Source organism: Stenotrophomonas sp. MH181796 (assembly GCF_009659995.1).
Classification (GTDB): Bacteria; Pseudomonadota; Gammaproteobacteria; order Xanthomonadales; family Xanthomonadaceae; genus Stenotrophomonas; species Stenotrophomonas riyadhensis.
On record NZ_RAHU01000005.1, the window covers coordinates 86579 to 109673 of the forward strand.

Here is a 23095-nt window from a genome sequence, read left to right on the forward strand (position 1 = left end):
GCCGGTGCGGCCTGGGTAGGCACCGTGATCCAGCCAACCCCTTGCGTTGCGGACTCCTGCGCGCGTTTGGCCGCGGCAGGCACGCCGCGATGGACGCCGCATTGAAGTGCAGGGGGTGTGGGGCGTTGCTAGGTTCGGGCCACATCCATGGCCGAAGGATTGCAGGGTGGCAAGGACGTTGATTGTGGTGGGTGACGCAACCACGGGCGGTGGCAGGGTCATCACCGGCTCCCCGGTTACCGACATCGAGGGCATGGCCGTTGCGCGGGTGGGCGACAAAGCCACCTGCCCCAAGCACCAGCGCGTGACCACCATCGTCAGCAGCGACATCACGCTGACGTTTGAAGGCCAGCCCGTCGCGCGCCACGGCGACAGGCTCTCATGCGACTGCTCGCTGATTGCCGGCAGGCAATCCCGGGTCTATGTGGACATGGGCGGGGGAGGCAGCGTGGCTGACGGCGTCAGCCACGTCGCTGCTGCTTCGGATCTGGCCCCGTTGCCCGTACTGCCGCAGGCCGGCAAGCCGCCCGTGTGCGAAGCATGCCTGCTGGCCGCCTCGCGCTCCGGCGCGACCTTCCTGGGGCGCTGAATGAACCGATACGTCATTGTCGATGCAGCGGCCTATGCCGACACGGCCAAGGCGCTGGCCTGGTACGCCCAGGACCTGCCGCACCGGCCCCTGTTGGCACGCCAGCCCGAGGCTGCGCATGCCAGCCTCGGGCCCTGGTTGATCCAGTTGCCCGCGCAGCACCAGACCCCGGTGGATGGATGGTTGCGCGCGCTGGAAATGAACAAGCCGGTCGTGGCCTGGCTCAGCAGCGAAGCTGGATTTGAAGCAGTGTTCCAGCACTTGGAAGCCTGCCTGGACCTGCGCCGCCCCAGCGGCAAGCTGGCGCTGCTGCGTTACTGGGATGGTCGTGTGTTCCTGCGCTTGCAGCGGGCGTTCACGCTGCAGCAGCGCAGGCAGCTGATGGGCCCGCTGCGGCAGTGGCGCTTCCAGGTGCTGGGCCAGCACTACGCCGTGGAACGTGACGCGTTGTATGCAGCGGAGACCGGTTGATGTTTGAGATCAACGAGGATCAGGAGGCCCTGCTGCGCCTGCCTGACCCCTCCACTTTTTTCCCGTTGTTGTGCCGGGAGATTCGCGAGGAGTACTCCGGCAGGGGCGGTCATCTGAGCGATGGCGCATTGATGGATGAGGTGGTGCGAAGCCATGACCATGCAGCCTATGTGCTGCGCATCACGCACCTGCCGGTGCTGGTGCGCTGGGTGAAGGCGGACGTGGCATGGGCGTGCGGTTTGCGGGCCGTCCCTGCGGTGGGCATGTGGATACGTAACGCGGAGCACCCGAATCTGGCGGCGGCGGATCTGTTGTCGAATCTGGCAGGGTACTAGGAGCAATCATGGGCACCAGAATCATCGGACCCCGGCCCTGGCTGGGGCCAGGCGTGGGAGGCGGTACCGGCACCGTCGACGAAGACGGCAACCCGGTGGATCCCTACGGCGGGCCGACCACCGGCGATGTGGTCGATGGCATCCGCGATGCCGTGTACGGAATCCAGCAGCGGGTGCGTGGTGAAGCCAGGCCCGATGCGCGCGCCGAGCCGACGGCCAAGGCGCGGGAGGTGGACTGCTCGCAGATGCCCGACGAGACCGCGTGCAACGAGTGCCTGCTGAAGGAGGGGTTCATCGGTCCGCCTCTCAGCCCGCGCTATGTGACCCAAAGCAACCTGATCAACTACGAGTACCAGCTGTACATCGCCAATCTACGCTCGGCGCCGCTGCGCTTTGGTTTCATGGTCGCCGACAAGGCGGATCCTGATCGGCGGCTATTCTCGGTGGATACGTTGTTTGACTACCTTGAGCGCGATGGGTTCTCACGCACCGTGCAGGAATGGCATTTCAACGCCTGTGAGTTTGATGGGTTCTGGTTGAAGGACTGCACGGTGGTGGAAGCGAAGGGGAGGTATGAGCATTTCTTTGATGAAAGAGGACTTCCCAGATATGAGTTTGTGGAACATGGAGTTCTCAGGCCTTGGGGATTGCAGATGAACAGGCAGCGCAGCGCCATCGGCGTTGCAGGTCGGCAAGCAAAGCTCCTGTGGTGCTTCATGCAACCTCGAACGATGGCCGCAGCCATTGCAGCGGAGTATGTCGATCCAATGCTTTGCAGGCACATACCATTCCGTGGAGAGATTTGATGATTGTCAGTGTCCAAGCAAACTTGCGAACGGACCCTGTGTCCCGATCTCCCGACCAGTTACTTGGTTTGGCGGTACAGGCAACAGAACGTCTTGCGTCGCTACACCCGTTGATGAAACGCTGGTATGCGCTGCCATCGAGCGCAAAGGGAAAGTCAATACCGTTGGAGGACACCGGTGCGATCCTCGCCAGGATGGAACGGGATATCGAGAAGGATCGCGGAAGATTTGGGGATTTCAATGAGCTTGGCGCTTCACTGTTGCTGGCCAACGTAGACAATGGTCGTGATTGGCGCATGCCAGGTCTGGTCGTGCTCGGCTTGGATCCCACAATGGGCTCCCATAAGTTCCGTCTTGTTGGGATCGAACCATTTGGTGAAGCCGTGCCAGATCTGATGCTGAATGCAATGATAGGTCTGGTGGAGGAAGTCAAGCCCCTCTATGCCTGTACGGATGTCAAAGCGCAGACGCGCGAGAAGGGGCTGGTGACGTACCAGCTTGATCGGCGCTTGTACCAACACCGTCGCTACTTTGGCTGGATGGGCTTCGTTCCTGCGCAGATCACCCACGCGCAGATCCCCGACGCACATGCGGTCCACGCGGTCGATGGCCAGGGCACGGTCATTGTCTCGGTGCCAGGCATGTTCGACCCCACTGACGACGCGCAGGTGGACAAGGTACACCGCGTCGAAATGGATCTGGCCAGCTATGACCTGTTGCCGGTAACGGACCCGAGCCTCAAGGGCTAGGGCCATTTCCGGTTTTCGCACGGAATGCTCCCCGCGTGCGCGATCTGTCGTGCTGGTGCTGGTGCTGTGCGCAGGCGCCCTGTGGGCGTCACTTCCCAGGCAGCGTGACACCTGACACCTGCCAAGCGCTTGCCCAGCAGGATGCAGGACCACTACAGACCCCGCGCAACAATGATGGGAATCGCACGAATCACCGCAATGGCGCGAATGCCCACCACCGCAAACTCGAGCCTCAGCCGTGTTTGCGCTTGTCAGCCAGCGTCGCCTCGTACGGCGCCGGCTGGCAATCCGTCCGTGTTCCATGGCGGGCGCAGCAGGATGGCGGGCCGGGCCAGGACGCAGGCGGTCGCGCGATGGAGGGCCTGATGCAGGCCAGTCGCGTGCTGGGCCTGTATGCCAGCCTTAACGTGCGGCCCTGCTGACTCCGGGCCGTGTGGCGGGGCAGGGCGGCTGCCTTGCCCCGTTGCAGCGCTTCACAGGCAGGGCCGCCAAGCGCCAGACACAAAAAAACCCGGAGGACTGTCGTCTTCCAGGCTTCTTGGTGACCACCGAAGTGGTCGGGGAGACAGGATTCGAACCTGCGACCTCTACGTCCCGAACGTAGCGCTCTACCAGACTGAGCTACACCCCGAAGGGAGCCGCCTATTCTAGCGATTCACCCCGATGGCGGCAAGGGGTAAATGCTGTTTTCTTCACACTGCCGAAGCAGTGCCACTTCAGGGAACAAAAAAGCCTGGACGACTTCACCAGGCTTCAATGCGACCACATGAGTGGTCGGGGAGACAGGATTCGAACCTGCGACCTCTACGTCCCGAACGTAGCGCTCTACCAGACTGAGCTACACCCCGAAGGGAGCCGCCTATTCTAGCGATTCACCCCGATGGCGGCAAGGGGTAAATGCTGTTTTCTTCACACTGCCGAAGCAGTGCCACTTCAGGGAACAAAAAAGCCTGGACGACTTCACCAGGCTTCAATGCGACCACATGAGTGGTCGGGGAGACAGGATTCGAACCTGCGACCTCTACGTCCCGAACGTAGCGCTCTACCAGACTGAGCTACACCCCGAAGGGAGCCGCCTATTCTAGCGATTCACCCCGATGGCGGCAAGGGGTAAATGCTGTTTTCTTCACACTGCCGAAGCAGTGCCACTTCAGGGAACAAAAAAGCCTGGACGACTTCACCAGGCTTCAATGCGACCACATGAGTGGTCGGGGAGACAGGATTCGAACCTGCGACCTCTACGTCCCGAACGTAGCGCTCTACCAGACTGAGCTACACCCCGAAGGAGCCGCCTAAGATACCGTGTGAAGGCCAAGGCGGCAAGGTTTTTTTACAACTCAGCGACGATTTTCTTTCTCGATGCGGTTCTGCTCGCGGGCTTCGAACCACATGCCGTTGAGGATGGCCACCGTCGAGGCGAGGCCGGCACCGAGAATCCAGGCGAAATACCACATGATCAGTCTCCTTTGTCCAGCGGATGTGCCGACCCTGGGCCGGCACATCGGCACTCAGTAAGCGTTCGGGTTGTTGCCCATCTCTTCGGTGGTGGTCTTGCCCTTCAGCACGCGGTACACCCAGGTGGTGTAACCGATGATGATCGGCAGGAACACCCCAGTGGCCAGCAGCATGATCCACAGGGTCAGGTGGCTGGACGAGGCATCCCACACGGTCAGGCTGGAGGTGGGCTGGCTCGAGGACGGCAGCAGGAACGGGAAGATGGCGAAGCCGACGGTCAGGATGATGCCGGCGATGGCCGCTCCGGAGGCGATGAAGGCCAGGCCGCCGCGACGGGCACGCAGCAGCACCGCACTGGCCAGCAGGCCGGCCAGGCCGAGCAGCGGGGCCAGGATCGTGGCCGGCATCGCACTGTAGTTGCGCATCCAGCCACCGGCGGCGCCGAGTTCGGCGGTCTTCAGCAGCGGATTGGTGGCGCCGTCGGTGACCACCTGCGAGGTGATCTGGTAACCGGGCAGGCCGAAGGCCACCCAGGCACCGCCGACCGCAAAGAGCACGAAGGCGATGATCGCGGCGATGCTGCCGAAGCGGGCCGCACGCTCGGCCACCGGGCCGTCGGTCTTCAGCACCAGCATGGCGGCACCGTGGGCGACCAGCATCGACACGCTGAGCAGGCCGGCCAGCAGCGCGAAGGGCATCAGCAGGCCGAAGAACGAGCCGGTGTAGAAGATGCGCATGCTGTCATCGAAGTGGAACGGCACGCCCAGCAGCACGTTGCCCACCGCCACGCCCATGATCAGCGCCGGGATGAAGCCGCCGATGAACAGCGCCCAGTCCCAGGTGTTGCGCCAGCGCTCGCTGGGCATCTTGCTGCGGAACTTGAAGCCGACCGGACGCAGGATCAGGGCGAACAGGATCACGAACATCGCCAGGTAGAACCCGGAGAAGCTGACCGCGTACAGCGGCGGCCAGGCGGCGAAGATCGCACCGCCACCGAGTACCAGCCACACCTGATTGCCTTCCCATACCGGGCCGATGGTGTTGATCACCAGCCGGCGCTCGGCGTCGTTGCGGGCGACGAAGGGCAGCAGGGTGCCCACGCCCAGGTCGAAACCATCCATCACGGCGAAACCGATCAGCAGGATGCCGAGCAGCAGCCACCAGATCACGCGCAGCGTGGTGTAGTCCAGAAGAATGAAATCCATCTTGGTTCTCCTGCCTCAGGCCTGGCCGGCGGCCGGCGCCGAGGCATTGTGGGAAGCATGCGGCTGGGGCGACTGCAGCGACGGCAGCACCTCGTCCGGACCCTTGCGGATCGCCTTGAGCATCAGCTTGATCTCGACCACGATCAGCGCGGTGTAGATCGCGGTGAAGCCGGCAAGGGTCAGCACGATTTCATGCAGGGCCAGGCCCGATGCCGCATAGAAGGTCGGCAGCACGCCGTCGACCGCCCACGGCTGGCGACCGTACTCGGCCACGAACCAGCCACATTCGATCGCGATCCACGGTGCCGGCAGCGTCCACAGGGCCAGGCGCAGGAACCAGCGCTTGTCCTGGAAGTTGTTGCGGCAGGAGTAGTAGAAGGCCAGTGCGAAGAAGGCGATCAGGTAGAAGCCCAGGCCGGCCATCACGCGGAAGGTCCAGAACAGCGGCATCACGCGCGGCACGGTGTCCATCGCCGCCTGCGAGATTTCCTGCGGGGTGGCGTTGAGGATGTCATCGCGGTAGCGCTTGAGCAGCAGGCCATGGCCCAGGTCCTGCCAATGGCGGTCGAACATCTCGCGCGCTTCAACGTCGTTCTTGTTCGCACGCAGGCGTTCCAGCGCACCGTAGGCCAGCTGGCCGCCGCGCACGCGGTGTTCGGCGCGCTCGACCAGTTCCAGGATGCCCGGAATCGGCTGGTTCAACGAACGGGTGGCGATCAGTCCCATCAGGTACGGGATCTTCACCGCGTAGTCGTTCTGGTGGGTTTCCTGGTTCGGGATGCCGAAGGCGGTGAAATCGGCCGGCGCACGCTCGGTCTCCCACATTGCTTCGATCGCGGCCAGCTTCATCTTCTGGTGTTCGCTGGCGGCGTAACCGCTCTCGTCACCCAGCACCACCACCGACAGCGACGACAGCAGGCCGAAGGCTGCGGCCACCGCGAACGAACGACGGGCCAGGTCCTTGTGCTTGTTGCGAAGCAGGAACAGGGCGCTGATCGCCATCACGAACACCGCACCGGTCACGTAACCGGCGCTGACGGTGTGCACGAACTTGGCCTGCGCCACCGGGTTGAACACCACGGCCATGAAGTCGACGACTTCCATGCGCATGGTTTCCGGGTTGAACACCGCGCCGGTCGGGTTCTGCATCCAGCCGTTGGCGATCAGGATCCAGATCGCCGACAGGTTGGTGCCCAGCGCCATCAGCCAGGTCACCATCAGGTGCTTGACCTTGGTCAGGCGGTTCCAGCCGAAGAAGAACAGGCCGACGAAGGTGGCTTCCAGGAAGAACGCCATCAGGCCTTCGATGGCCAGCGGCGCACCGAAGATGTCACCCACGTAGTGGCTGTAGTAGGACCAGTTCATGCCGAACTGGAACTCCATGACGATGCCGGTGGCGACGCCCATGGCGAAGTTGATGCCGAACAGGACGCCCCAGAACAGGGTCATCCTGCGCCAGATCTCCTTGCCGGTCATCACGTACACGCTCTCCATGATGGCCACCATGAAGGACAGGCCGAGGGTGAGCGGTACGAATAGGAAGTGGTACATCGCGGTCAGCGCGAATTGCAGCCGCGACAGTTCTACGACTGTCTGATCAATCATGGCCTGGCTACCTCGTTGGATAGTGCCGTTGCAGGTGGCGGGAAGGGTGGTCTACGACGTGAATGATGTGACCGACTACTTCAAACAGCCTTGATCCAGATCAATGTATGAACAGGTGTGCGAAGGGATCGTATGCGAACCTGATGAAGACTGCGACCGCCGGCCGCAGGGGCGGGCTATTGCCTGCGCCTACAATGCCGTGTCTCCCCCGTTGCCCGTGAAGACCTCTTGAGCGCTGCCGAAACGACCCCTGACGGCCTGTCCCCGGAAGCTGAAACCGCCCGCCAGCGGCGTGTCCGCACGGCCTGGCTGGCCGATCTGGCATGCTCCGCCCGGGGCCGCCAGCGTCTGGCCGCGCTGTGCATCAGCCTGTCCGGCGCACTGTTGATCGGCCAGGCTGCCGCCATCGCCTGGCTGGTGCAGCAGGTGCTGGTGGAGCGCGCGCCGCTGGCATCGGGCCTACCGGTGCTGGCGGGACTGGCGGTGATCCTGGTGCTGCGCACCCTGCTGGGCAGCGCCACCCAGGCCGCCGCCGGTGACGTGGCCGACGCCGCACGCCTGGCATTGCGCGAACGCGTGTTCGCACGCCTGCTGGGCCACGGCCCACTGTGGCTGCGGCAGCGCCGCACCGGCGAACTGGGCGAACTGATGCTGCATCACGGCGATGCGATCGAGAGCTATTACAGCGGCTTCCTGCCGGTGCGCACTGAAGTGGTGGTGGTGCCGCTGCTGATCCTGGCCGCGGTCGCCTGGGTCGACTGGGTGGTGGCGCTGATCCTGCTGTTCACCGCGCCGCTGGTGCCGTTCTTCATGATGCTGGTGGGCTGGGGCGCTGAAGCGGCCGGGCGCGCACAGCTGGGTGAGCTGGCGCGCATGAGCGGCCATTTCGCCGACCGGATCAAGGGCCTGGGTCTGCTGCGCCTGTATGGCCGCGGTGAGGCTGAGCTGGAGGGTATCGAGGCGGCCGCCGAAGGCGTGCGCGTGCGTACGCTGAAGGTGCTGCGGATCGCGTTCCTGTCGTCCACGGTGCTGGAATTCTTCGCCTCGGTGAGCGTGGCGATGGTCGCGCTGTACCTGGGCCTGAGCTATCTGGGCATGATGTCGCTGCATGCAGCGGTGCCGACGCTGGGTGCGGGCCTGTTCTGCCTGCTGCTGGCACCGGAATTCTATGCGCCGCTGCGACGGCTGGCCGCGCACTACCATGATCGTGCCAACGCACTGGCCGCCGCCGCCGAAGTGGAGCGCCTGCTGCAGTCGCTGCCCGATGAGCAGGGCCTGATCGAGAACGAGGTTGCACCGCTGGCGGCGGAGCCGGCCGAGGCCGCCTTGCCGCCGCTGCAGGCACAAGGGCTGGTGCTGCGCCCGTTGGGCGCGCCGCAGGATGTGCTGCAGGATCTGGACGTGCTGCTGGAGCCGGGCCAGCGCCTGGCCCTGGTCGGTCCCAGCGGATCCGGCAAAAGCACGCTGCTGGAGGCGCTGGCCGGTTGGTTGCCACCGCGCGCCGGCAAGCTGCAGTTGCGGCCCGGCGTGCAGGTGGCTTATGCCAGCCAGCGACCGTACCTGTTCCACGGCAGCATCGCCGACAACCTGCGCCTGGCTGATCCCGGTGCCAGCGATGCGCGGCTGCGCGCGGTGGCCGAGGCCTCGCAGGTCCTGCAGTTTGTCCAGCGCCTGCCGCAGGGGCTGGACACGGTGATCGGCGAGCGCGGCTTCGGCCTGTCCGGTGGCGAAGCCCGCCGCATCGGCCTGGCCCGCCTGTTGCTGCGTGATCCGCAGGTGCTGCTGCTGGACGAGCCCACCGCGTTCCTCGATGCCGATACCGAAGCGGCCCTGCTGCGCAGCCTGGCCGCGTATGCACGCGGGCGCAGCGTGGTGGTCGCCACCCACAGCCCCGCGGTGATCGCGTGGGCTGACCGTTGCCTGCTGTTGCCGGAAGGCCGCCTGGTGGAACCGGCACAGGCGGTGCGCGCATGAGCCGTTCGTCTGATTCGCTGCGCGCGGTGTTCCTGCGCCACCGGCCGCGCTTGTTGCTGACCATGCTGCTGCTGTGGACCACGATGCTGGCCGGCACGGCGCTGCTCGGCCTGTCCGGTGGGTTCCTCACGGCGGCCGCGCTGGCCGGTGCAGCCGGCCTCGGCCAGGGCTTCAACTTCTTCTCACCCTCGGCCGGCATCCGTGGCCTGACCATGGCGCGCATCGTGTCGCGCTACTTCGAAAAGCTGGTCGGCCACGATGCCACGCTGCGCATCGCCCGCGACCTGCGCGTGTGGTTCTTCCGCCGCGCGCTGCCACTGGCACCGGCGCGGCTGGGGGCCACGCGTACCGGCGAGCTGCTGGCGCGGCTGCTGGGGGACATCGGCGAGGTGGATGGCCTGCTGGTGCGTGCGATCGGGCCGCTGGTGGCGCTGGGTGCGCTGTCACTGGTGGCGGTCGCCTCGGCAGCGCTGATCCTGCCCTCGGCAGCGGTACTGCTGGCGGTGCTGGCGCTGCTGATCGCCTTCGGTGTGCCCTGGCTGGGCGTGCGTGGCCATGACGACGAAGAGGCCGATCGTGCCGCGCACCGCGCTGCGTTGCGCACCGCTGCATTCGAAGGGCTGGAAGGGGCCGGTGATCTGGCTGCGCTGCATGCCGATGCGGCCTGGCAGCTGAAGGTGCGTGTGGCCGCCAAGCAGCTGGCTTCGCGGGATCGTCGTCGGCGCTGGCGCCTGATCGCGGCCTCGACCCTGCATGGCCTGGTCGCCGGGCTGGGCCTGGTGGCGATGCTGGCATTGGCCCTGCATGCGGCCGAACAGCAGCGCATCGCGCCGGAGATGGCCGCGGGCCTGGTGTTCCTGACCGTGGCGTTGATCGAGCTGTGGGCCGGCATGGGCCTGGCCTGGCAGTCGCTGCAGTCCGGGCGCATTGCCGCCGATCGGTTGCAGGCCATCGTCGAGCAACCGCCGACGGTGGAGGACCCGCAGGTGCCGCAGGCAGTGCCGCAGGCCGCGCGCGTGCACTGGGATGACGTGCACTTCCAGTGGCCCGGTGCGGCGCGGCCGGTGTTGTCCGGTCTGCAGCTGACCCTGGCGCCGGGCGAGCGTATCGCGATTCGCGGCGACAGCGGCAGTGGCAAGACCACGCTGTCGAGCCTGCTGCTGCGGCTATGGGATCCGCAGCAGGGACGGCTGACCTACGGTGGCCGCGACCTGCGTGATTTCGCCCAGGCCGACTGGCACCGGCAACTGGCGTGGCTGCCGCAGAACGCGCCGGTGTTTGCCGGCAGCGTGGCCGAGAACCTGCGATTGGGTGATCCCGACGCCAGTGACGCCGCGTTGTGGGCGGTGTTGCGTCGCGTGCGCCTGGGCGACTGGGCCGAGCGCAACGGTGGCCTGCAGACCTGGGTGGGCGAGAACGGCGCGACGATGTCGGCCGGCCAGGCACGACGTCTGGCGCTGGCGCGCGCGCTGCTGCGCAATGCGCCGATCCTGCTGCTGGACGAACCGACCGAAGGCCTCGACGTGGATACCGCGCGCGCGCTGCTGCAGGATCTTTCCGGATTGCTGGACGGGCGCAGCCTGCTGATGATCACCCACGACGACCTGCCCGACGGCGTGGTCGATGCGCAGTACCGGTTGCGTGATGGGGTGTTGGAGCGCGAAGCGTGAATGGTAGTGCCGGCCGCTGGCCGGCAACCCCATGATTGCCGGCCAGCGGCCGGCACTACCGATTGCGAGGGTTAGCGCGAGAACTCGCGCAGCATCACCGCGATCGAGGCCACGTTGGCCAGCACGCACAGCCAGAACACCCACTGGAATTCGGCTTTGCGATGCTTGTGGCGGAACAGCGCCTGGCCCAGCAATGCACCCGGCCAGCCCCCGGCAAAAGCCAGCAACTGCAGGGTTCGTTCCGGGATCCGCCATTGCTTTCGCTGTGCCGCGCGCTTGTCGTGGCCATACAGCGCGAACGACACTGCACTGGCCAGCAGGCACCAGCCACCCAGCCACAGCGGCAGCACGCCGCTGATCATCAGCGCGATCAACGCGCCGAACGCGGCCAGCGCGAGGTTACGCCGCCATGCCACTTACAGCGCGTCGAGGAAGCCGCGCACGGCCGGGCCGAAACGCTCGAAATCGACGAGGAAGGCGTCATGGCCCTGCGGCGAGTCCAATCCGACGAAGCGCGCATCGGCACCGCCGGCACGCAGGCCGTCGGCGACCTGTTGCTGCTGCTGCACCGGGAACAGGATGTCGGTGTTGGCGCCGATGGCCAGTGCCTTCTCCACCCGGATCTTCGCCAGCCCGGCCAGCACGTCGCCGTCGGCATACTCAGCCAGGTCGAACCAGTCCATCGAGCGGCTCAGGTACAGATAGCAGTTGGGATCGAAGAAACGCACGAAGCGCCGTGCGTGGCCTTCCAGATAGCTTTCCACCTGGAATTCCAGACCGAACGGATCGTCGTCGGTCTGGTCCGAATCCAGCCGCACGCGGCCGAAGCGGCCATCCCATTCCAGTGCGGAGCGGTAGGTGATCACGCCCAGCTTGCGCGCCATGCGCATGCCGGACTCGGGATACTCGGCATCGTCGTAGCGACCACCATTCCAGCGCGGATCGAGACGGATCGCCTCGCGCTGCAGCGAGCGGATCGCGATCGAGAACGGCAGCGCCTGCGCACTGCCGGAAATGTTGACATGGCTGCGCGCGATGCCCGGATGCAGCATCAGCACGGCGAGCGCGGTCATACCGCCCATTGAATTGCCGATCACGCAGGTCAGCTGCTCGATGCCCAGTGCACGCACGACTTCGATGGCGGCACGTGCGCCGTCTTCGATCGACAGTTCGGGGAAGTCCAGACGATAGGGCTCACCGCTGGCCGGGTTGAGCGAAGCGGGGCCGGTCGAGCCCTTGCAGCTGCCCAGCGAGTTCACGCATACCACGTACCAGCGGTCGGTATCGATCGGCTTGCCGGGGCCGACCATGCCTTCCCACCAGCCCGCTGCGGGGTTGGCGTCATTGGCCGCGGCGTGTGCATCCGGCGACAGGCCGGTCACGATCAGGATCGCGTTGCTGGCGTCGGCGGCCAGCGTTCCCCAGGTTTCGTAGGCCACGCGTGCGCCGTGCAGGGCGCCGCCGCGTTTGAACGGGAACGGCGAGGGCAGGGCGTGGAAGCGGGTGCCGGGCGGGATGAATTCGGTCATGCGGGCATTCTAGCGGGGCCGCATGTGGAGCTGGCGACACGCTGGTTTCCATCGGCGATGCACCCGGTAGTGCCGGCCGCTGGCCGGCAACCTCATGAATCGTGATGCGGCTGTGGGGTTGCCGGCCAGCGGCCGGCACTACCGGGCGGCGCGTCAAGGGAACCGTAGCTCCACCACGCCCTCATGCGGCAGGCTGACCTTCACTGGCGTGCTCTGCAGATCGTCCTCGCTGCGATTGGCGCTGCCGCTGCGCGAGATGCGTGCCAGCACTTCCACTTCGCGATGTGCGGACAACGGTGCGGTCGGCATCGGGCTGTCACCGTCACCCAGCCCGACCGTGGCCGGGAAACCGGCCAGGGGCAGCTTGCGTGCGGCCACCGGCATCGGCGGTCCGCCTACGGCGCGGGCCAGTACGAACACCTGGGTGCTGGCGGGCCACTCGGCGTCCTTCAGCGCAGGCAGCTGCACACGCACCTGCAGCAGCGCTGGTGGCGCCGCAGCGGCAGCATCGGACGGCTGGCCGGCGGCTTCGCGGGCGATGGCGATCTGCGCCTGCAGCGCCTGCGCGGCGCCGGGCTCAAGCCGTGGCAGCAGGCCGCTCCAGACGTCGGCAGCCTCGGCGTTCTTTCCGCGTTGGCGCAGGGCGATGCCCAGCAGCCAGCTGGCGCGCTCGGCATCGGGTGCCTGTGCACGGGCCTGCTGCAACCAGGCCATCGCGGTGTCATCGAACTGCTTGCCGGCATCGGCCTGCGCACGTGCCTGCGCGGCTTCCACCAGCACGCCGGGGTCTTCCGGGGCGAGAGCGGCGGCACGCGCGAAGGCGTCCGCGGCGGCTGCGGCGTTGCCCAGTTCGGCCTGCGACCGGCCCAGCAGCGCCCAGCCATCAGCCCGCTGCGGGTCTCGCTTCAGTGCATCCTGCAGGGCCTGCACGCCATCGCGCAGGGTGGCCACCGAAGGCGTCGGTTGTACCTGTGCTGCACGCGGATCACCGACCAGCAGATACAGGCAGGCACCGGCCACGCCCAGCGCGAGCACACCCACCACGAAACTGCGGCGACCGTGGTGGCGCAGCGGCCACAGCACCAGCGCCGCCATCAGTGCGGCCACCAGCCCGGCCAGCATCGGCAGCCAATGGCTCACCATCCGTCTCCTTCATCGGTCTTGTTGGCGGGGGCGGCGGCGACCGTGCGGCCACGGCGGCGGACGATGCCCAGTACCACCAGCGCGCCGGCGCCCAGCACCAGCAGCGGACCGCCCCACAGCAGCCAGGTGCCCGGCTGCAGAGGCGGTTGATAGAGCACGAACTCACCGTAGCGGGCGACCAGGAACTGCTTGATCTGGGCGTCGTCGTGGCCTTGCTGCATCAGCTGCAGCACCTCTCGGCGCAGGTCCTGGGCGATCTGCGCGTTCGAGTCGGCCAACGACTGGTTCTGGCACTGCACGCAGCGCAGCTGCGCAGCCAGGTCATGGAAGCGGCGCTCCTCGGCGCCATCGCGGAACTGCAACGGCTGCGGATCGTGCAGCGGCTGCTGGGCCAGCACGGCCAGCGGCAGCATCAGGAGCAGCAGCGCCAGCAGCCAGCGCATGGGCTCAGGGCGCCGTGTGCAGCGTGCTGCCGGCATTGCCCTGGGCCTTCTCGATCTTCTCCAGTGCCGGGATCAGCTTCTCGTCGACCACGCGCTGGGTCATCGCACCGCTGTACTTCCAGCGCACGATGCCGCTGCCATCGACCAGGAAGGTTTCCGGTGCGGCGGTCACGCCCCAGTCGATCGCGGTGCGGCCTTCCACGTCGCTGAGCACGACCATGAACGGGTTGCCCAGCTGTTCCAGCCAGTGCAGCGCGTCGGTCGGATCGTCCTTCCAGTTGTAGCCGATCACGCGCACGCGCTTGCTCTCGGCGAACCGGGTCAGCACCGGGTGTTCCTCGCGGCAGGCCGCGCACCAGCTGCCCCAGACGTTCAACAGGTAGGGTGCGCCGCGCAGGTCGTCGCTGTGCACGATCATCTCGGGATCGTGCAGCACCGGCAGGGCGAACGCCGGCGCCGGCTTGTCGATCAGGGCAGATGGCAGTACGTCGCGCTGCGGGTCACCCGATTTCATCACCCCGTAGATCATCAGCCCGAGCAGGCCGAAGAAGAACAGCACACCGATCACGATGGCTACCGGCGGCAGCGGGCGGGAGGGGCGCGGGGTGGGGGACTCGGACATGGGAACTCCTACGGACGACGGAAACGGCGATCGGCGGCGGTGATGAATCCGCCCAGGGCCATCAGCAGCGCGCCCAGCCAGATCCAGCGCACGAACGGCTTGATGTGCACCCGGACCGCCCATGCATTGTTGCCCAGCGGCTCGCCCAATGCCACGTAGACATCACCATCGAAGCGTGCATCGATGCCGGCCTCGGTCATCACCTGGCCGCCGCTGGCGTACTGGCGCTTCTCTGGATGCAGCAGCGCCAGCTCGCGGCCGTCGCGGAACACGCGCAGGTGACCACGGTCGGCGATGAAGTTGGGGCCTTCGCGATGGTCCACGCCCTCGAAGCGTACTTCGTGGCGGCCGACCACCACCTGCTGGCCCGGTGCCAACGCCACTTCGCGCTGCACGTTCAGGGCTTCCACCAGCAGCGCGCCAGCCAGGAACACGGCAATGCCGGCGTGGGCGACGATCATCCCGAGCATCTCGGCGGTGAAGCGGCCGTTGCCGCGCAGTCGTTGCCAGACGAAGCGTGCGGTACCGAAGCCGACCCAGACCGCGGCAGCGACACCGAGACCGGCCTTCCAGCCGTTCTGCGGCGCCTGCCACCAGGCCAGCGCGCCCAGCAGCAGCGCCAGGCCCAGCCACGGTGCCAGCAGCGCGAGCGCGCGCGAAGGCTGGTCGCGCTGCCACTTCACCAGCGGGCCGAACGGCAGCAGCAGGATCATCGGTGCCATCAGCAGCAGGAACAGACTGCCGAAGTAGGGCGGGCCGACCGAGATCTTGCCCAGCGACAGCGCATCGGCCAGCAGCGGGTACAGCGTGCCGAGCAGCACCATCGCGCAGGCGGTGGCCAGCAGCAGGTTGTTGGCCAGCAGCAGGGTCTCGCGCGAGGTGGCGGTGAAGCCACGGCGCGGATCGTCGGCGTCCACGCTCAGCTGGCTGGCGCGCAGCGCGTACAGCAGCAGGCTGCCGCCGACCAGCACCGACAGGAACACCAGGATGAACAGGCCGCGCGACGGATCGGCGGCGAACGAATGCACGCTGGTCAGCACGCCGGAGCGCACCAGGAAGGTGCCCAGCAGCGACAGCGCGAAGGCGGCGATCGCCAGCAGCAGGGTCCAGCTGCCGAAGGTGCCGCGCTTCTCAGTGACCGCCTGGGAATGGATCAGTGCCGCGCCGACCAGCCAGGGCATGAAGCTGGCATTTTCCACCGGGTCCCAGAACCACCAGCCGCCCCAGCCCAGCTCGTAATAGGCCCACCAGCTGCCCAGTGCGATGCCCAGGGTCAGGAAGCCCCAGGCGACGTTGGTCCACGGCCGCGTCCAGCGCAGCCAGCGTGCGTCGACACGACCTTCCAGCAGCGCGGCCACGGCGAATGCGAACGGCACCGCGAAGCCGACATACCCGATGTAGAGCATCGGTGGGTGGATGATCAGCCCGGGGTCCTGCAGCAGTGGATTGAGGTCGCGGCCTTCCAGCGGTGCCGGGTTCAGGCGCAGGAACGGGTTGGAAGTGAAGATCAGGAAGGCGAGGAAGCCGACGCTGACCACGCCCATCACCGCCAGTACGCGTGCCTGCACCGGGGCCGGCAGGTGCCGCGAGAACAGCGCCACCGCGCCGGTCCACAGCGCCAGCACCAGCGCCCACATCAGCAGTGAGCCCTCGTGCGCGCCCCACACCGCCGAGTAGCGGTAGATCATCGGCAGCAGCGAATTGGAGTTCTCGGCCACGTAGCGCACCGAGAAGTCCTGCTGCACGAACGCAGCGGTGAGCACCGCGAAGGCGCCGGCGAGCAGCAGCAGCTGTGCGAACGCGGCAGGTCGTGCCACCGCCATCCATGCGGCGTTGTTGCGCTGCGCGCCGACCAGCGGCAGGCCGGCCTGCAGCAGCGAGGCCAGCAACGCACACAACATCAGGATCTGACCCAGTTCGGGCAGCACTCAGCGCACCTCGGGTGCCGTCACCGGCACGTCGTGCTTGCGATGGGCGTCGCCCATCTTGTCGGCCACTTCCTTCGGCACGTACTTCTCATCGTGCTTCGCAAGCACCTCGTCGGCGACGAAAGTGCCGTCCTGCAGTCGGCCGCTGGCGACCACCGCCGTGCCTTCGGCGAACATGTCCGGCAGGATCCGCGACGTGGTCACTGCCAGTTGCGCGTCGCCGTCGGTCACTTCAAAGCGGGCCTCCAGCGAGCCGACCGGTCGGTTGAAGGAGCCTTTCACCACCATGCCGCCGAGGCGGAAGCGCGACTGCGCATCGACATCGCCGCGCAGCACTTCCGAAGGCGTGTACAGGTAGGCGATGTTGCGCTCCAGCGCCATCGCCACCAGCGCGGTGGCCAGGCCGGAGGCGAGCAGGGCCAGCAGCACCCAGACCAGGCGGCGACGCTGTACCGGGGTCATCGTTCCAGCTCCGTCGACAACGGCGCCGCTGCGTCCTGCCTGCCGGCGCGGGTCTGCTGCCGTTGCTGCCGGGCCAGTGCCAGCCGGCGTGCCACGCGCAGGCGCAGCCATGAACCGATGGCATCGGCGCCGAGCACCAGCACGAACACGGCGTAGGCGCCGATCACATAGGGCAGGTGGGTCATGGCTGGGCCTCCCGGGCCGGGCGTTCGGCATCGACGCGGCCGCCGACCCAGGCCTTGCCGGCCTCGCGGTCGAGATTGTCGGCACGGGCCTTGGCCAGCACCGAACCGGCGAACCAGAACTTGGTGCCGATCACCATCCACCACAGCGGCGCGATCATCGCGCTGCTGATCGCCGATTCACCGAACACGTTGATCGACTGGCGCTGGTGCAGGCCGCCCCACCAGTCCACCGAGTAGCGGATCACCGGCAGCAGGCTGACACCGACGATGGCCAGCAGGCCGGCCGCGCGCGCGGCGCTGCGGCGGTCCTCGATGGCGTGGTACAGGCCGATCACGCCCAGGTACAGGAACAGCAGCACCAGCTCGCTGGTCATGCGCGGGTCCCAGTCCCACCAGGTGCCCCAGGTACCCTTGCCCCAGATGCTGCCGGTGAGCAGGGTGATCAGGGTGAAACCGGCACCCATCGGCGCGCAGGCCATGGCCAGGATCTCGCAGACCTTGATCCGCCAGATCAGCGCGATTGCGGCATACAGCGCCATCAGCGCGAACACGAACAGGCTCATCCAGGCACTGGGCACGTGGATGTAGAGGATGCGGAAGCTGTCCAGCTGCTTGGCTTCCGGCGGCACCACCAGCAGCGCCTGCCACATGCCGACCAGCAGCACCGGCACCGCCGCGAGGTAGAACACCCGCGACCAGCGGGCAGCGAAACGGTCGAACGTGGGAGGCGAACCGAGTTGGTGGAACCAGCGGACAATCGGATTCATGCGTGGCGGCTATCCAGCAGGGGTGGATTGGCTCTCAGCTCGGTCAACTCAGAGAAATACGTATTGCAGCGGCGGTGGCCAATGGTGCCAGCACCAGCGCGACCAGCAGGCCGGCGCCCAGCATCAGCAGCGCACCGACCGGATCCTGTCCGCGTCCGGCTGCCGCCAGACTGCCAGCGCCGAACACCAGCACCGGCACATACAGCGGCAACGACAGCAACGCCACGAGAATACCAGAGCGTCGGATGCCTACGGTCAGCGCGGCGACCACGCCACCGATCAGGCTCAGCAACGGCGTTCCCAGAAGCAACGATGCCAGCAACATCGGCAGCTGGTCATGCGGCAGATGCAGCATTTCCGCCAGCAGCGGGCTGACCACGATCAACGGCAGTGCAGTGGTGGCCCAATGCAGCAGCACGCGCACCAGCACCAGCCACGCCAGCGGTACCGGCGCCAGCAGCCATTGTTCCAGTGAACCGTCCTCGGCGTCGGAGCGGAACAGCGAATCCAGCGACAGCTGGCCCGCCAGCAGCACGGCCAGCCACAGCACCGCGCCGGCGGTGGCGGCCAGCAGCTGTGGTTCGCGGCCCTGGGCGAGGGCGAACAGCACCACCACCAGCACCGCGAACAGCAGCGGCTGCAGCGCATCGCCGCGGCGGCGCCAGAGCAGGCGCAGGTCGCGCTTGAGCAGGGCCGCTGCGGTCTGCCACAGGCCCGGCTCGGTACCCGGCGCGATCATGCGGCACCGCCGAGGTCGAGCTGGCGGGTGCGCACCGGCGGTGCGGCGTAGGCGCCGTGGGTGGTGACCAGCGCCGCGCCACCGGCACGCAGGTGCGCCGAAATCATCCGGTTGACCAGGGTGATGCCCTCCAGGTCGAGGTTGGCATAGGGTTCGTCGAGCAGCCACAACGGCGCCGGTGACAGCCAGATGCGCGCCAGTGCCAGCCGCCGCTTCTGTCCGGCCGACAGATGCCGCACCAGGGTGTCCTCATAACCGGCCAGGCCGACGATGGCCAGCGCGTTGCCCGGCATCTGCCGTGCGCGACGGCCGTGCAGGCCACACAGGAAATGCAGGTTCTCCAGCGTGTCCAGGTCTGGCTTCAAGGCCGGCAGATGGCTGAGGTAGGCCACATAGCGTGCACGCTCGGCATTGCTGGCCGGCTTGCCGTCGATCCGCACCTGGCCGGCGCCGGGCCGGGCCAGGCCGGCCAGCACGCGCAGCAGGGTGGTCTTGCCGGCGCCATTGCCGCCCTGCACCAGCAGGGCCTCGCCGGCGTCCACATGGAAGTCCAGCGGGCCGAACACCGGCTCGTCATTGCGGGAAAAGCTCAGGCCGCTGGCGGCCAGCAATGCAGGGGTGTTCAAGGGGCAAAGGTCTTCATGCCGGAGTGCGGCGGCAATTGTAGCGGTGAAAGCCCGTGGTAGTGCCGGCCGCTGGCCGGCAATTCCCCAGGGGGCCAGTCGCGTGGGCCGAGGTTGCCGGCCAGCGGCCGGCACTACCGTCGCGCGGATTGCGTAAACTCGGATCCCTTGTTCCCCCACAGCCCAGGCCGATGCAACCCACCACCAAGCTGCCCAAGGTCGGTACCACGATCTTCACCGTGATGTCCCAGCTCGCCGCCGAACACGGCGCGGTCAACCTCGGTCAGGGGTTCCCGGACTTTTCCGCACCGCAGCGCCTGATCGATGAGACTGCCAAGGCGATGGCCGCCGGGCTGAACCAGTACCCGCCGATGACGGGTGTGGCGCCGCTGCGCCAGGCCATCGCGCAGAAGGCGCTGGACTGCTACGGCGCGCAGGTCGACGCGGACAGCGAAATCACCGTCACCAGCGGCGGCACCGAGGCCATCTTCAACGCCATCCATGCCGTGGTGCGTGCGGGCGAGGAAGTGATCGTGCTCGACCCGGCGTATGACTGCTATGAACCGGCGATCGATCTGGCCGGCGCCAAGGCCGTGCATGTGTCGCTGGATCCGCAGACCTTCGCCGTCGACTGGGACCGCGTGCGTGCGGCGATCACCCCGCGTACCCGCATGCTGATCGTCAACACCCCGCACAATCCGTCCGGTGCGATGCTGTCGGCGCAGGACATGCAGGCGCTGGCCGAGCTGCTGCGTGGCACGCAGATCTACCTGATCTCCGATGAGGTGTACGAACACATCATCTATGACGGTCGCCGCCACGAGTCGGCGCTGCGCTACCCGGAACTGCGCGAGCGCGCGTTCGTCATCTCCAGTTTCGGCAAGACCTACCACTGCACTGGCTGGAAGATCGGCTATGCGATCGCCCCGCCGGCGCTGACCGCCGAGTTCCGCAAGGTGCACCAGTACAACACCTTCACCAGCTTCGGCCCGGCGCAGTACGGCTTCGCCGCGATGATCCGCGACGAGCCCGAACACCACCTGGAGCTGGGTGCGTTCTACCAGGCCAAGCGCGATCGTTTCCGCGAACAGCTGGCCAGCACCCGGCTGAAGGCGCTGCCGGTGCCGGGCGGTTACTTCCAGCTGGTCGACTACTCGGCCATCAGCGACCTGCCGGACCATGAGTTCGTGAAGTGGCTGACCATCGAGAAGGGCGTCACTGCCATTCCGCTGTCGCCGTTCTACGAAAATCCGCCGGCCGGCCAGCGCCTGGTGCGCCTGTGCTTCGCCAAGAACGAAGCGACCATGGACGCGGCGATCGAACGCCTGCGCCTGCTGTGAGCGGAGGGTTGAACATGCAGGACCTGCGCATTTCCCTCGTTCAGGGCGACACCCGCTGGCACGACCCGGCGGGCAACCGCGCCTACTACGGTGCGTTGCTGGCACCGCTGGCCGGCAGCACCGACCTGGTGATCCTGCCGGAGACCTTCACCAGTGGCTTCTCCAACGACGCCATCGCCCAGGCCGAAGGCATGGACGGTCCGACCGTGGCCTGGGTGCGCGAGCAGGCGAAGGCCTTGAACGCGGCGGTGATCGGCAGCGTGCAGCTGCGCGAGGGCGAGGGCGTCTACAACCGCCTGTTGTTCGCCACGCCCGATGGCGGGCTGCAGTACTACGACAAGCGCCACCTGTTCCGCTACGGCGGTGAACACGAACGCTATGCCGCCGGCCGTGAGCGCCTGAGCGTGGAATGGAAAGGCTGGCGGATCAATCCGCAGGTCTGCTACGACCTGCGTTTCCCGGTGTTCTGCCGCAACCGCTACAACGTGGAGCGTCCGCAGCAGCTGGATTTCGACCTGCAGATCTTCGTTGCCAACTGGCCGTCGGCGCGCGCCTATGCGTGGAAGACCCTGCTGCGTGCGCGGGCGATCGAGAACCTGTGCTTCGTTGCCGCGGTGAACCGTGTCGGCGTCGATGGCAACCAGCTGCATTACGCGGGTGACAGCGCGGTGCTGGATTTCCTCGGCCAGCCGCAGGTGGAAATCCGCGAGCGCGAACAGGTGGTCACCACCACCATTTCGGCCGAGGCGCTGGCCGCCCATCGCGCGCGCTTCCCGGCGATGCTTGATGCCGATGCCTTCCATCTGGACGAGCAGGCCTGAGCGACGGCCTGAACGCCGCCGCACCAGCGCGCGCGCCTGCATCCAACGTGCACGCGCGCGCTGCTAGATTCGCCGCCAGTCCGACCGAACTGGAAGTCCTGCCATGAACACGTCCTTCGCCCTGCTGCTGGCCCTGTCGGCCGCATCGCTGGCCCCGGCCGCGCACGCCGCCGGCAACCTCGATTGCCAGCTGCGCTACAACCTGTCCGGCTGGTCGCTGATCTACAAGACCGCCTCCGGCAATGGCACGGTCACCTGCAGCAATGGCGCCAGCATGCCGGTGCGCATCCAGATGAAGGGCGGCGGCCTGACCGTGGGCAAGTCGAAGATCACCAACGGGCGCGGCAGCTTTACCGGTGCGGTCAGCCTCAACGAACTGCTGGGGACCTACGCTTCGGTGGGTGCTCACGCTGGCGCAGTGAAATCCAGCAATGCGCAGGTGATGACCAAGGGCGATATCTCGCTGGCCCTGTCCGGCACGGGCAAGGGCTGGGACCTGGGCGTGGACGGCACCGCGTTCACTATCAGCCGGCGTTGAGCCTGCGCGGCTCCGCGGTGTCCCAGCTGATGCGGATGTAGTGCTGTTCGGAATCGCTCAACAACCGTTCGACACCGAAACCATTCTTCAGCAGTTGCGTGGTCACGTCTTCGACGAGCTGCTCGCTGGCCATCACCTGGCTGAAGCCGAACACGAGATAGCGGCGGCCATTCTCCGAGCCGATCTGGATCGAGTTGTCGAGGTCGCGGTAGAACTGTTCGATCGGGCGCTTGGCGGCATCGGCGTTGGCGCGGGCCTGTTCGGCGGTAATGGTGATCATGGGCATCTGCCTGGTGTGGGAGAGCGCGCACGATAGCCAGCGCCCTGATGTGAATTCCGGGCGTGGCGCACAATGCCTCGTGTTTGCAGCAATTCCTAACATGCGGTGTGAGCGTCGATACGCGCCGGAAAAGTGCCGCGCGGCGGTGAGCATCCTGCATCGACATGAAGTCATCGGGCAGGGATGGGGGCCAACGGCAGTGGAGGCGTGCAACGCGCCGCCCACAGGGGATCCTGCAGCCATCCGACGCTGTGGGCGCGCAGGCATTTACGTTTCCTTGACCCTGCAATAACCCCGCAATGCCTAACAGGGACGTCCCAGCGATTCTGCTGGGATCATTGGAGACGCTGGAATGGAGTTCAGAACGTCCGTGCTGCTCGTGGCCCTCATCGCCACGCCCGCGATCGCCCACGCCGAAGTCTGCCTGTCCGACAGCGGAATCGTCGTGTCCTGTCCAAGCCTGTTGCCACATCCCGTGACGGCCAGGTTCGAGATCGGGACCTTGCCGCGTGTGGCTGGCTCGCCGTCGGAAATCTACATCACAGGGGGCGGCCAGGTGGATGGAACGAGTAATTTCTCGGTCTATGCCAATGGCCAGTTCCTGTGCCATACCAATGACAATTACGACGGTGGCAACACCACGCCGATCCGCCATTGCACCGCGACCATCGCAACACCCGGGACCTATGTGATCTCGGCGTCGCGCAACAGCCCTGGCAACTTCCTCGCACCAATGGACGAAGTGATCAACGTCCAGTAACCGGTTGTTGCTGATCCAGGCCCCGGGGCAGGGACCCCGGGGTCCCTGCTGCCCAC

The 23095-nt window shown here is 66.7% G+C and carries 26 protein-coding genes and 4 tRNA genes; 11 read left to right on the forward strand and 19 right to left on the reverse strand.

Going from position 1 to position 23095, the window contains the following annotated elements; translation table 11 throughout:
- The first annotated feature begins 166 nt into the window (after positions 1-166).
- From D5301_RS13360 to D5301_RS13380, 5 genes are read left to right on the forward strand one after another with little or no spacing between them, the layout of a single operon-like run.
- Complete coding sequence (locus D5301_RS13360; RefSeq protein WP_324187321.1) at positions 167-589, forward strand: PAAR domain-containing protein; 423 nt, start codon at positions 167-169, stop codon at positions 587-589.
- Positions 590-1060, forward strand: coding sequence for a DUF4123 domain-containing protein (locus D5301_RS13365; protein WP_153855940.1), 471 nt, complete (start codon positions 590-592; stop codon positions 1058-1060). It begins immediately after the preceding gene.
- Positions 1060-1395, forward strand: a complete 336-nt coding sequence (locus D5301_RS13370; protein WP_153855941.1) for a hypothetical protein — start codon at positions 1060-1062, stop codon at positions 1393-1395. Before D5301_RS13365 ends, D5301_RS13370 begins: the two co-directional genes overlap by 1 nt.
- Positions 1396-1403: 8 nt before the next feature.
- The gene (locus D5301_RS13375) at positions 1404-2201 is read left to right on the forward strand and encodes a Tox-REase-5 domain-containing protein (protein WP_153855942.1); all 798 of its coding nucleotides are present in this window, start codon (positions 1404-1406) and stop codon (positions 2199-2201) included.
- Positions 2201-2950, forward strand: coding sequence for an Imm52 family immunity protein (locus tag D5301_RS13380; protein WP_153855943.1), 750 nt, complete (start codon positions 2201-2203; stop codon positions 2948-2950). Before D5301_RS13375 ends, D5301_RS13380 begins: the two co-directional genes overlap by 1 nt.
- A 554-nt stretch (positions 2951-3504) precedes the next feature.
- On the opposite strand, the gene D5301_RS13385 is transcribed toward D5301_RS13380, so the two are convergent.
- The 7 genes from D5301_RS13385 to D5301_RS13415 form a co-directional block, all read right to left on the reverse strand.
- Positions 3505-3581: transfer RNA gene (locus D5301_RS13385), tRNA-Pro, on the reverse strand.
- A gap of 140 nt (positions 3582-3721) precedes the next feature.
- Positions 3722-3798: transfer RNA gene (locus tag D5301_RS13390), tRNA-Pro, on the reverse strand.
- A gap of 140 nt (positions 3799-3938) precedes the next feature.
- Positions 3939-4015, reverse strand: a tRNA-Pro gene (locus D5301_RS13395).
- Positions 4016-4155: 140 nt separating this feature from the next.
- A tRNA-Pro gene (locus D5301_RS13400) sits at positions 4156-4232 on the reverse strand.
- Between the two features lie 55 nt (positions 4233-4287).
- A complete protein-coding gene (gene cydX / locus D5301_RS13405) occupies positions 4288-4404 on the reverse strand; it encodes a cytochrome bd-I oxidase subunit CydX (protein WP_005410354.1) in 117 nt (38 codons plus the stop codon).
- Positions 4405-4458: 54 nt separating this feature from the next.
- Complete coding sequence (gene cydB / locus D5301_RS13410; RefSeq protein WP_153855944.1) at positions 4459-5610, reverse strand: cytochrome d ubiquinol oxidase subunit II; 1152 nt, start codon at positions 5608-5610, stop codon at positions 4459-4461.
- Positions 5611-5625: 15 nt separating this feature from the next.
- Positions 5626-7215: a cytochrome ubiquinol oxidase subunit I gene (locus tag D5301_RS13415; RefSeq protein WP_071229725.1), complete on the reverse strand. Its 1590-nt coding sequence runs from the start codon at positions 7213-7215 to the stop codon at positions 5626-5628.
- A 228-nt stretch (positions 7216-7443) separates the two neighbouring features.
- Between D5301_RS13415 and cydD the strand changes: the two genes are divergently transcribed.
- Positions 7444-9189 (forward strand): thiol reductant ABC exporter subunit CydD, encoded by a 1746-nt coding sequence (gene cydD / locus D5301_RS13420; protein ID WP_153855945.1) that lies wholly within the window; start codon positions 7444-7446, stop codon positions 9187-9189.
- Positions 9186-10859, forward strand: a complete 1674-nt coding sequence (gene cydC, locus D5301_RS13425) for a thiol reductant ABC exporter subunit CydC (protein WP_153855946.1) — start codon at positions 9186-9188, stop codon at positions 10857-10859. The genes cydD and cydC overlap by 4 nt, the downstream gene beginning before the upstream one ends.
- 71 nt (positions 10860-10930) lie before the next feature.
- Here the strand turns inward: cydC and D5301_RS13430 are convergent, their stop codons facing one another.
- The 11 genes from D5301_RS13430 to ccmA all read right to left on the reverse strand — a co-directional run bounded on the left by D5301_RS13430 (position 10931) and on the right by ccmA (position 19303).
- A complete protein-coding gene (locus D5301_RS13430) occupies positions 10931-11275 on the reverse strand; it encodes a DUF1294 domain-containing protein (protein WP_164161169.1) in 345 nt (114 codons plus the stop codon).
- Positions 11276-12388, reverse strand: coding sequence for a homoserine O-acetyltransferase (locus tag D5301_RS13435; RefSeq protein WP_153855947.1), 1113 nt, complete (start codon positions 12386-12388; stop codon positions 11276-11278).
- A gap of 153 nt (positions 12389-12541) precedes the next feature.
- The gene (locus D5301_RS13440; RefSeq protein ID WP_153855948.1) at positions 12542-13531 is read right to left on the reverse strand and encodes a cytochrome C biogenesis protein; all 990 of its coding nucleotides are present in this window, start codon (positions 13529-13531) and stop codon (positions 12542-12544) included.
- A complete protein-coding gene (locus D5301_RS13445; RefSeq protein WP_110712898.1) occupies positions 13525-13974 on the reverse strand; it encodes a cytochrome c-type biogenesis protein in 450 nt (149 codons plus the stop codon). The genes D5301_RS13440 and D5301_RS13445 overlap by 7 nt, the downstream gene beginning before the upstream one ends.
- A 4-nt stretch (positions 13975-13978) precedes the next feature.
- Entirely contained in the window at positions 13979-14596 is a 618-nt protein-coding gene (locus D5301_RS13450; RefSeq protein ID WP_110712897.1) for a DsbE family thiol:disulfide interchange protein, read from the reverse strand.
- An 8-nt stretch (positions 14597-14604) separates the two neighbouring features.
- A complete protein-coding gene (locus D5301_RS13455) occupies positions 14605-16524 on the reverse strand; it encodes a heme lyase CcmF/NrfE family subunit (protein ID WP_110712896.1) in 1920 nt (639 codons plus the stop codon).
- A complete protein-coding gene (gene ccmE / locus D5301_RS13460) occupies positions 16525-16986 on the reverse strand; it encodes a cytochrome c maturation protein CcmE (protein WP_014647764.1) in 462 nt (153 codons plus the stop codon). It lies immediately after the preceding gene.
- A complete protein-coding gene (gene ccmD / locus D5301_RS13465; RefSeq protein ID WP_005410342.1) occupies positions 16983-17171 on the reverse strand; it encodes a heme exporter protein CcmD in 189 nt (62 codons plus the stop codon). The genes ccmE and ccmD overlap by 4 nt, the downstream gene beginning before the upstream one ends.
- Entirely contained in the window at positions 17168-17938 is a 771-nt protein-coding gene (gene ccmC, locus D5301_RS13470; protein WP_087923100.1) for a heme ABC transporter permease CcmC, read from the reverse strand. The genes ccmD and ccmC overlap by 4 nt, the downstream gene beginning before the upstream one ends.
- A gap of 43 nt (positions 17939-17981) precedes the next feature.
- Positions 17982-18677, reverse strand: coding sequence for a heme exporter protein CcmB (gene ccmB / locus D5301_RS13475; protein WP_032129785.1), 696 nt, complete (start codon positions 18675-18677; stop codon positions 17982-17984).
- Entirely contained in the window at positions 18674-19303 is a 630-nt protein-coding gene (gene ccmA, locus D5301_RS13480; RefSeq protein WP_005413987.1) for a heme ABC exporter ATP-binding protein CcmA, read from the reverse strand. Before ccmA ends, ccmB begins: the two co-directional genes overlap by 4 nt.
- Before the next feature lie 188 nt (positions 19304-19491).
- Between ccmA and D5301_RS13485 the strand changes: the two genes are divergently transcribed.
- The 3 genes from D5301_RS13485 to D5301_RS13495 all read left to right on the forward strand — a co-directional run bounded on the left by D5301_RS13485 (position 19492) and on the right by D5301_RS13495 (position 21999).
- Positions 19492-20640, forward strand: a complete 1149-nt coding sequence (locus tag D5301_RS13485) for a pyridoxal phosphate-dependent aminotransferase (protein ID WP_049423978.1) — start codon at positions 19492-19494, stop codon at positions 20638-20640.
- 14 nt (positions 20641-20654) lie between these two features.
- Positions 20655-21461 (forward strand): amidohydrolase, encoded by an 807-nt coding sequence (locus tag D5301_RS13490; RefSeq protein ID WP_153855949.1) that lies wholly within the window; start codon positions 20655-20657, stop codon positions 21459-21461.
- A gap of 103 nt (positions 21462-21564) precedes the next feature.
- Positions 21565-21999, forward strand: coding sequence for a hypothetical protein (locus D5301_RS13495; protein ID WP_110712893.1), 435 nt, complete (start codon positions 21565-21567; stop codon positions 21997-21999).
- On the opposite strand, the gene D5301_RS13500 is transcribed toward D5301_RS13495, so the two are convergent.
- Positions 21986-22279 carry a hypothetical protein gene (locus tag D5301_RS13500; protein WP_110712892.1) on the reverse strand — a complete coding sequence of 98 codons (294 nt, stop codon included), beginning with the start codon at positions 22277-22279 and terminating at the stop codon, positions 21986-21988. The genes D5301_RS13495 and D5301_RS13500 overlap by 14 nt on opposite strands.
- A gap of 352 nt (positions 22280-22631) precedes the next feature.
- On the opposite strand from D5301_RS13500, the gene D5301_RS13505 reads away from it, so the two are divergent.
- Positions 22632-23039: a hypothetical protein gene (locus tag D5301_RS13505; protein WP_153855950.1), complete on the forward strand. Its 408-nt coding sequence runs from the start codon at positions 22632-22634 to the stop codon at positions 23037-23039.
- Positions 23040-23095 lie beyond the last annotated feature (56 nt).